This window comes from Shinella sp. SUS2, assembly GCF_001262505.1.
In the GTDB taxonomy this organism is placed as follows: Bacteria; Pseudomonadota; Alphaproteobacteria; order Rhizobiales; family Rhizobiaceae; genus Shinella.
Genome location: NZ_KQ410783.1, coordinates 1 through 8,099, shown reverse-complemented (window position 1 = coordinate 8,099; position 8,099 = coordinate 1). Strand labels below are relative to the sequence as shown.

Annotated in this window: 10 protein-coding genes; 4 read left to right on the top strand and 6 right to left on the bottom strand. The window is 60.7% G+C overall.

What is annotated here, in order from left to right; genetic code table 11:
• The 6 genes from AKG11_RS34145 to AKG11_RS32415 all read right to left on the bottom strand — a co-directional run.
• Positions 1 to 261 (bottom strand): transposase (locus tag AKG11_RS34145; RefSeq protein ID WP_156334213.1); only part of this gene is annotated, 261 nt, incomplete at its 3' end.
• Between the two features lie 217 nt (positions 262 to 478).
• Complete coding sequence (locus tag AKG11_RS32435) at positions 479 to 772, bottom strand: type II toxin-antitoxin system RelE/ParE family toxin (protein ID WP_037409323.1); 294 nt, start codon at positions 770 to 772, stop codon at positions 479 to 481.
• Positions 772 to 1,026, bottom strand: a complete 255-nt coding sequence (locus AKG11_RS32430) for a type II toxin-antitoxin system ParD family antitoxin (protein ID WP_024271439.1) — start codon at positions 1,024 to 1,026, stop codon at positions 772 to 774. The genes AKG11_RS32435 and AKG11_RS32430 overlap by 1 nt, the downstream gene beginning before the upstream one ends.
• Before the next feature lie 199 nt (positions 1,027 to 1,225).
• Positions 1,226 to 2,632 carry an exodeoxyribonuclease I gene (locus AKG11_RS32425; RefSeq protein WP_050746988.1) on the bottom strand — a complete coding sequence of 469 codons (1,407 nt, stop codon included), beginning with the start codon at positions 2,630 to 2,632 and terminating at the stop codon, positions 1,226 to 1,228.
• A 6-nt stretch (positions 2,633 to 2,638) separates the two neighbouring features.
• Positions 2,639 to 3,160, bottom strand: coding sequence for an ImmA/IrrE family metallo-endopeptidase (locus AKG11_RS32420; RefSeq protein WP_050746987.1), 522 nt, complete (start codon positions 3,158 to 3,160; stop codon positions 2,639 to 2,641).
• 2 nt (positions 3,161 to 3,162) lie between these two features.
• Complete coding sequence (locus tag AKG11_RS32415) at positions 3,163 to 3,522, bottom strand: helix-turn-helix transcriptional regulator (protein ID WP_050746986.1); 360 nt, start codon at positions 3,520 to 3,522, stop codon at positions 3,163 to 3,165.
• 158 nt (positions 3,523 to 3,680) lie between these two features.
• Between AKG11_RS32415 and AKG11_RS34140 the strand changes: the two genes are divergently transcribed.
• From AKG11_RS34140 to AKG11_RS32400, 4 genes are all read left to right on the top strand, one after another.
• On the top strand, positions 3,681 to 3,902 hold the full coding sequence (locus AKG11_RS34140) for a DUF2188 domain-containing protein (protein WP_082342945.1): 222 nt from the start codon (positions 3,681 to 3,683) through the stop codon (positions 3,900 to 3,902).
• Positions 3,903 to 3,979: 77 nt separating this feature from the next.
• Positions 3,980 to 5,128, top strand: a complete 1,149-nt coding sequence (locus AKG11_RS32410; RefSeq protein WP_082342943.1) for a patatin-like phospholipase family protein — start codon at positions 3,980 to 3,982, stop codon at positions 5,126 to 5,128.
• Positions 5,129 to 5,131: 3 nt separating this feature from the next.
• Positions 5,132 to 6,178: a cyclic GMP-AMP synthase DncV-like nucleotidyltransferase gene (locus tag AKG11_RS32405; protein WP_050746984.1), complete on the top strand. Its 1,047-nt coding sequence runs from the start codon at positions 5,132 to 5,134 to the stop codon at positions 6,176 to 6,178.
• Complete coding sequence (locus tag AKG11_RS32400; RefSeq protein WP_245290307.1) at positions 6,171 to 8,000, top strand: ThiF family adenylyltransferase; 1,830 nt, start codon at positions 6,171 to 6,173, stop codon at positions 7,998 to 8,000. The genes AKG11_RS32405 and AKG11_RS32400 overlap by 8 nt, the downstream gene beginning before the upstream one ends.
• Positions 8,001 to 8,099: the final 99 nt, after the last annotated feature.

The following is an 8,099-nucleotide window of genomic DNA, read 5'->3' as shown; positions in this document are numbered from 1 at the left end:
GAATGCAGGCTCGGCATCGCTGCTCTCCGACGGGCCCGACATAGCCTCAAAGGGCAGGGGCAGAATGCCCTCGCGCGCTTGCCGGCGCCAGAACGAAAGCTGGTGCGCAACAACGTCGTAACGGCGCGCGACATCAGCAACACGAACACCAGGCTCAAAGCTTTCCGCGACAATCCGCGCCTTCATATCATCCGGCCAACGTCGGTTTCCACGACGCGGCTCGACAACCTCGTAGCGCCCAACAAATCCATCATCTGCCATGCCAATCTCCAGATAGTCCTGGAAACCTTCTCGCACACGCAGAAAGCCTCAAAATACAGCTAATCCAATGGGGTGGAGACGGCGCTTACTTGGCATCTGAGTCTGACAGCCGAGCGCATATGAACGGACTTCGAGCCGCCTTCCCAAAAGTCCGCCGGTGGCGTTGATGATGTTCGAACTTATGACCAGCAAGTCATGAACTCGACAAAACAATTGACTAGAGCGAATCTGCTGCCCAATCCTCGTGGCTATGCCTGATACGGATCACAAAGACGCTTCCGTCCTCTTTGATGCGATAAACTACAAGGTGTGCCTTGAAGGGATGGATCCTAACAGGCGGAGAAATCTCATGGCGCTCACGCGCCATTCGTGGATTGCCGGCAATTAGCTCGAACAAATTGAAGAGCTCATCATGATATCGTTTAGCAACCAATGCTCCGAAGATGCGAATGCCTTCTTCCGCAATTGAGATTACATCCTCTTCCGCTTGGACCGATAGGATGAATGGCATCAAGCGCGTCCGCGGCTGATCTCGGCTCGCGTGGTGGCTGCAGCAAACAGCTCGTCCGCTGAACGGCTACCAACGCCGCTTCTAATTCCGTCATCGACAAACCGCTGCATCTCGGCAATCTTGTCGGTACGGGCCTGATCTCTGCGGATCAAGTCTCTGACGTAATCGCTCGCATTCGAATACCGACCGGTCTTAGCTTGGGCTTCAACCCAATCTTTCATGGGGTCCGGCAGGGATACGTTCATCGTCGCCATTTGAATCTCCTTGATGGATAACGATATCCGCCAATGGCAAAGTTTGTCAAACTATTGATTGCCGTGCGGCAGGCTCTTGAAAGGAATCGAACCGGCGACCCCGCCAATTCGCATTCCCGCTGAAACTTAACTGCTTGGTAATCCAAGGATTGCGCTGCTCTTGATGGCTGGTTTGGGGCCGATCCGATATGAATGCAGTTCAAACAGCCCTATGGGCCCTGAATGTAGCTGCCCGCGCGCTGCGATCCTGCAAATAAATGCGGTACCGAGAGAGAAGACCGTCGTGATCGGCTCCTTCCCCTATCAATTTGTCAGTCTCGGCCAAAGCCTGCTCGTATGTAAGACAGCCGGACCCATCGCCTGCGAGCTGGTCCGCCAAGCGACGCTCGATCTCGGCCCTTATCGCCGCGGGAAGAACTGCGCGGGCTTCGAAGTACATCAGGCGCAAGCCAAACCACTGCAGGCGCTCATCCTCGAAGCTTTGCACGATGGCGAGACGATCCGGCCACGCGGCATGGTGAAACGCGTTCGCACGCCCTTCGTCATCCGGCCCTGGGAAGCCGTTATAGATTCGCTCCTCAATATGAGGCGATAGTGGATATGGCTCACGCGTGGCGATGTAAGCGGCGACAAGCCGCGTACACAGATCCGAGTCCGCCTTCACGCGACGGGCCCGGTCTTCGATCTGCCCGATCGAATTGCCATCCAACATATGCTCCGGAGCGTCGAAGAAAGCGGTGAGCGTGGGTGCGGCATTGACCCTGAAGCGACGGACCGGGCTGGGCTTCTGCGCCAGATGGACCTGCAGTTCGACATCGTTCATTCCGGCAATCTGGCCGACGTCCTGATTGAGGCTGAGGCAAATCCGGCCGTTGGCTTGGTCAGGATCGACACCAATACAGACGACCGGAGAGTGATAAGCCTGCCCGCCGAAGAACTCGGTCAGCACGAAGCCATCTTCTGCGTCGACGAAATCCGCAACGGTCGCCTTGTTCGAGAAACGAACGAACCGCTGCCACAGCTCCGGAGACCGCTCATTGACCAAGCGGCATAGCTCGACGGTCGCAAGTACATCAGACATGGCGTCGTGCGCGCGGGCATGGGCAACGCCATTCGCGGCCGCCAGCTGCTGCAAACGGAATGTCCGCCGCCCCTCCTCGTTGATCGGCACGACAAGCTGTGCGGGCGAAACGGCATCAGCAGCCATCACCAAACTGAGCGCGTCAGCACGGCAGTTGCGGTGGTTGCTCGTCAGATAGGCCGGATACAGGCTCTGGAAGAGTGCATGGCGGAACATCTCTTCGTCGAAGCGAATGGAGTTGAAACCGACAAAGATGGATGGACTCCAAGAAGTCAGCGTCCGACGAATGTCTCCTACCATTGCGTAGTGCGATGGCAGGTTTGTGTCGGTCAGCCGCTCAATCGGCAGTCCGTTCGTGCGCAACGCCGAGGGATGGGGAAGCACGTGAGGCTGCAGGCGCGAGCGCGCTTCGAAGCGCGCCACCTCGTTCAAATTCGGGTCTGTGCGAACAGCCGCAAAATGGAGAATCTGATCGAAACCGCGCTTGAGCCCCGTCGTCTCGGTATCGAAGAAGACGAAACTCATGGGGCGCTACCAGCGAGTCAGTCGGAACCGCATTGCGGCCGGACTTACTCTGAACCGACGCGCGAGGGCTTCAATCGCCGCCTCGTCCTCAAGGTCAACGCCCCCGCCCTCCAAAGCGGTGGCCAAGAGATCGGCGGGGATCAGAAGCTCCGAGGCGAAGGCATTGGCTTCGATTTCCATCGGCTCAGTCCCGAGCGCTGAGACATCGTCGCGGAACAGAACGCGAATCCCCTTATCGACATGCACGGCTTGGCTAATCGCGGGAGCGTGGAGCATGTGATGAGCGAGCTCGTGGGCTGCCGAGAATCGCTGTCGGGTCGGGTGGTGAAGCGCATTCACACCGATGATGCCTACTCCGTCCTTAATGTAAGCCATCCCAGAAAGGTCTTCATCGAGGGGCGCATACTGAAGGACGATCTTTCGCGACTTGATTATTCGCTCGACCGGGACTGGTGGCGCCGATACGCCAAACTCCCGCAGAATAGAACGTGCAGATGCGCGCGCGCGATCAGGATCGGCATCAGCCATGATCAGGCCTTACCGCGTCTTGGCTGCAATGCGGTTGTGATCAGGTCGGCGACTTGAGCTTCCGCATTTTGCGACAGCGTCTGCTTCGATAGCTCCTGATTGGAAAGCATCATCTTTAGTCCCTCCCCTAAAGGCCTCTGTGGCATCGGCGGCAGGAGATCTGCCACCTTGGTGAAATCGAGTGCAGCGGCAAGCGCGTAAACGTGATGCAAAAGGATGTTCTGCCGACCACTCTCGATATTTGCGATCGACGCGCGCGATATCTTCACCTTGCCAGCCAGTTCCGCCTGCGTGAGGCCGAGCGCTTTCCTGCGGGTCGAGACCGCATTGCCAAAAGTCTTGTAGATTGCTTCGCCTGCCATGAATCATGTTTGCGCCCTGCTTTTTGCAATGTCAACGTCACAAACGTTATGTGCTTATTGCAAACAATGGATTGTGATTGATGGTTGACAACTTGGGCTGCTTCAGGAATCGATAGCGTTAGGGCGTGACGCCCCGGGCACGAGTCGGAGGACCAACAATGTCGAAGCGAATTCACGTAGTGCCCCACGGGTCGGGCTGGGCGACGCGTCGCGAAGGTGCCACTCGCGTCGGATCGACCCACAGCACGCAAGCCGATGCGACACAGGCCGCGCGTAGCACTGCCGTTCGCGAACGCGGCGAAGTTGTCATCCACCGTCCGGACGGTCGCATCCGGGACGCCAACTCTTACGGTAACGACCCCTTCCCGCCGAAGGGCTGACGGAACCGAACCGCCCTACAATTGGTCCGGTTCATCTGAATGAGGCGAATAAGTCGCCAGAAAGGAAACATCGGCAGATGGCGCAAGTTGAGCAAGATCTAGGCGCTGAGCGGCCCTATCGGGTACTCAGCTTGGACGGCGGAGGGATGCGGGGCATCTATACGGCCGCGTTTCTTGCGCGCCTGACTGATCAGTTCGCGCGCATTCGAGCCGAGTCTGCCCTCGATCTGGGACGCGGCTTCGACTTGATCACCGGGACCAGCACCGGCGCGATTGTCGGCTGCGCGCTGGCCGTTGGGCGGCCGATGACGGAGGTAGTGGCGCTTTATCGCGATCACGGCCCCAAGATTTTCCCGCATCGGATCACGGGGAAGCGGAGTGCGATCTACCGAGCGACCCAGGGCAACCGTTTCGTACGCGCGGGCGACAAGGCGCTGCGTGAGGCGCTGCGCGGTGTGCTCGACGACATCACTATGATCGACGTGTTCGAAGGTCGCGGCATCTCGCTAGCAATCCCGACCGTGCTGATGAGCGAACACCGCGCCTGGGTCTTCAAGAAAACTCCCAAGAGTGGGGTGCGCGACGATCACTATCCGCTGGTGGACGTTTGCATGGCGACGAGCGCCGCGCCAATCTACCGTTCGCTCGCTGCCATCGATGACCCGAACACGCCGGGCGGACCCAAGCAGGTGTTCGCCGATGGGGGGCTTTGGGCCAATAATCCGATTATGGTCGGGCTCGTCGACGCGCTGACGGTGGCGCCGCCCGATCGTCCGATCGAGATCTACTCACTTGGAACATGTCCGCGCCCCGAGGGTGATCACCTCGACGCAGAGAGCGCACACCGCTCCATGCTCGACTGGTCGCTCGGCGCTGACGTCGCACCTCTTAGCATCTCGGCGCAGGAGTTTGCCTTCGATCACATGGCGAGGCTTTTGACCAACGCCATCAGCAACTGCGGTCGCTCGATCCGGCGCGTGCGCTTTCCCAACAAGCCGGTGCCAGCAAGTATGATGCCGTACCTCGCCCTCGACGACACCCGGCCGGAAGCGATGGATCGGCTAGTCAGCCAGGCGCACACCGACGCCGATCTGACCAAGAGCGCTTGCGATGATTCCAACAGCGCCGACGGGCGCATGATTCGTCAACTCATGCTTGATCTCCCGGCGATGCCGGCCACCGGCGCCGTCTGGCGTTCCGATTCCACCTACAAGCAGAACGGATAGGCGATGTTCGACTGCTCCAAAGATGTGCGCGCTTACCACGACCAGGATGTGACCCTGCCCAAGAGCGAGCAGGATGCAATGCGCGACCGGCGCAACTCCAACCGGACGCGGCTGCGCAACGGGCTAGATAAGGCCGGCAAGCCGAAACCGATCGAGTTCGTCAAACAGGGCAGCTACGCCATGAAGACGATGTGCCGCGACCCCGACAACGACTATGACATCGACGACGGGGTCTATTTCCACAAGAAGGATCTGGTCGGTGATCGCGGGGCCGAGATGACGTCCCTACAGGCGCGCTGGATGGTGCGCGATGCGGTCGACGACGGCAAGTTCAAGCGTGCGCCTGAGGTGCGATCGAACTGCGCGCGCGTCTTCTATGAGAAGGGTTACCACGTCGATCTGCCGGTCTATCGCCGCGTCGTCACTGACACCGTCTTCGGCGAGGAGGTGCATTACGAGCTGGCGGCGAGCAGCGGCTGGAAGCGGTCAGACGCCCGCGATGTGTCGGACTGGTATGAGGACCAGCGCACTGCATCCGCCAACGGCATCCAGCTGCGCCGTGTCAATCGTGACCTGAAGAAATATGCCCGTAGCCGCTATAGCTGGCGCGGTTCGATCCTTAGCGGCTTTGGCATCTCGGTTCTGACGACCGAGAAGTTTCGCGCTAACGACCGCGAGGATCGCGCGCTCTACGACACCATGGTTGCCATCCGTGATCGGTTGAACTGGGACCTCGTCGTCGCCCACCCGGTGACACCAGGCGACACCATAACCAGCGGGTCCGACGACGCCAAGGCGCGCTGTTTTCGCGAGAAGCTGACGGAGGCGATCAACACGCTCGAGCCGCTCTTTGACCCCGACTGCACGCGCGAGACGGCGCTTAACTGCTGGGACAAGGTGTTCGCGACCACTTTCTTCAGCGAGCGGTTGGAGGAAGAGCAGCGCGCATCAGTGTTCGCCCCTGCCATCATCGGCTCCGCCGCCCTGCTCAGCGCGACGGCAGCGGCGGCCAGCGCGGTCAGCAGCGCTGGCGGTGGTCGCCATGCCTAAGGCCGGTCTCTCGCTCGATTGGCAACGGGCAGCGCTCCTGCTCGAAGCGACCCTGCGCGAGCGGGCGGGGCAAGTGCCCCAGCGCCTCGACCGTGCGACGATCTCTAGCGACTATCCCGGTCGTGACTGGATCGTCGCCGCTTGGCGGATCAGCGTGGTGTTTTCCGACGGAGTAAGCCGACGAATCGACCTTGTGGCCGGCGCGCAGTTTCCAGCGACGCCCGTCAGGACCGCGCTGGTCGACCATCCAGAGCCTATGACCTGGCCGCACGTCGAGAGCGATGGCATCCTGTGCCTGTTGCCGAACCTGGCCGAGTGGGATCCCGATGATCCCTCCGAGGTCGCAATGAATTTGTTAAACCGCTCAGTCCGGCTGGTCGAAGAGTTGCTGGAGGGCGCCATCATCGAGCGTGACTTCCGCGAGGAATTTGTCACCTACTGGGGTTACCGGGTGCATTCGCAAGGTGAAACCCTATTCAGCCTCGTCAGGCCCGAGCCGCCTTCACGGGTGGTGCGTGTGTGGCGGGGTAAGGGGCTCGAGGTTGTCGGGGAGGACGAAGACGCGATTGCGGAATGGGTACGTCACCGCTTCGGCCATAGGACGCCGGTGAAGACGGAGGCGGCCGCGTTCCTCTGGCTCAACGCACCGCTGATTCCTGCTGAATATCCAGAGACGGCGGCCGATCTGTACCATTTGGCAGAGCGTATCGATGACGAAGCGATAGCGGTCTTAGAGCAGGCAGCGAAAGGCGAGCCGGACGAGGTGCTGGCACTGCTCGGCGCAATTGGACGCGGTGGCGCCGCATCGATCGGGGTAAAGGCGCTCAACCCAAAACGGCGCAAGGGCCGGCCGCGCGCGCCGGATGAACCCCTCTCCATCGGATTCCGGCCTGGCCATACCCCGGAGCCGCTGCTGCTCGGCCGCTTTTTCGGCGCGCTTCCGGTTATCAGGACCCTGGTTCAGCGTGCCGATCCCGACTGGGTACATGGGCGCGGTAAAGATGCCCGCACATGCCGGCTGCTCAACGCGACGGTCGTGGTGATCGGCTGCGGTTCGGTAGGCGCGCCAGTCGCCTGCGCGCTGGCCCAAGCGGGCGTTGGCCGCCTAGTCCTGGTCGATCCCGAGTCATTGACCTGGCCCAACGTCGGGCGCCATCCGCTCGGCGCCACCGCCATGGGGCGCAATAAGGCCGAAGCCTTAGCCGAACGGTTGCAGGCCGACTTTCCGCATCTGAACGTCGAACATCGCGCTTGCGGCCTGCATCAGCTGATCGTGCACAACGAGGATTTGTTCGCAGCGGCCGATATGATCGTCGCTGCGACTGGAAACTGGGTCGCCGAGAGCGCGCTCAATCGCTGGCATGTCCGGCAAGGGCGCGCACGGCCCATTGTCTACGGGTGGACCGAGGCGCATGCCTGCGCTGGCCACGCGGTCGCCATCGGCCAGAGGGAGGGCTGCCTGCAATGTCACATCGGGCGCACCGGCGCGCCCGAATTCACAGCTGTGGAGTGGCCGGACGGCGGCGGTATCGCTCAGGAAGAACCGGCCTGCGGCGCGCATTATCAGCCCTATGGGCCGGTGGAGCTCGCCTACGTGAACGCAATGATCGCGGAAGTCGCGCTGGACTGTCTTCTCGATCCGCCGGCGCAATCGTTCAGTCGCGTATTCGTCGCGTCGCAGCGCCGTATCATGTCACTTGGCGGGCAGTTGAGCGGAGGCTGGTGCTCTGCTTTTGGCGAAGTTGAAGAGGGTGTTCGGACGGTCGATCGGTCCTGGCTTTCTGCTAGTTGCTCAGCTTGCGAGCCTGGGCATCGCGAGTGAGCTGCCTGATGCTGCGCAGGGATCTAGGTGTTTAGTCCCGGTATTTGATGGTGCACTATTCAGCCAGGAATGGAGGGATGCGCTATGGGACAGATTCTA

What these genes read in the sequence shown, in the direction of transcription:
- AKG11_RS32435 (WP_037409323.1), bottom strand. Translation starts at nt 772, where the DNA reads ATGCCATTCATCCTATCGGTCCAAGCGGAAGAGGATGTAATCTCAATT.
- AKG11_RS32430 (WP_024271439.1), bottom strand. Translation starts at nt 1,026, where the DNA reads ATGGCGACGATGAACGTATCCCTGCCGGACCCCATGAAAGATTGGGTT.
- AKG11_RS32425 (WP_050746988.1), bottom strand. Translation starts at nt 2,632, where the DNA reads ATGAGTTTCGTCTTCTTCGATACCGAGACGACGGGGCTCAAGCGCGGT.
- AKG11_RS32420 (WP_050746987.1), bottom strand. Translation starts at nt 3,160, where the DNA reads ATGGCTGATGCCGATCCTGATCGCGCGCGCGCATCTGCACGTTCTATT.
- AKG11_RS32415 (WP_050746986.1), bottom strand. Translation starts at nt 3,522, where the DNA reads ATGGCAGGCGAAGCAATCTACAAGACTTTTGGCAATGCGGTCTCGACC.
- AKG11_RS34140 (WP_082342945.1), top strand. Translation starts at nt 3,681, where the DNA reads ATGTCGAAGCGAATTCACGTAGTGCCCCACGGGTCGGGCTGGGCGACG.
- AKG11_RS32410 (WP_082342943.1), top strand. Translation starts at nt 3,980, where the DNA reads ATGGCGCAAGTTGAGCAAGATCTAGGCGCTGAGCGGCCCTATCGGGTA.
- AKG11_RS32405 (WP_050746984.1), top strand. Translation starts at nt 5,132, where the DNA reads ATGTTCGACTGCTCCAAAGATGTGCGCGCTTACCACGACCAGGATGTG.
- AKG11_RS32400 (WP_245290307.1), top strand. Translation starts at nt 6,171, where the DNA reads ATGCCTAAGGCCGGTCTCTCGCTCGATTGGCAACGGGCAGCGCTCCTG.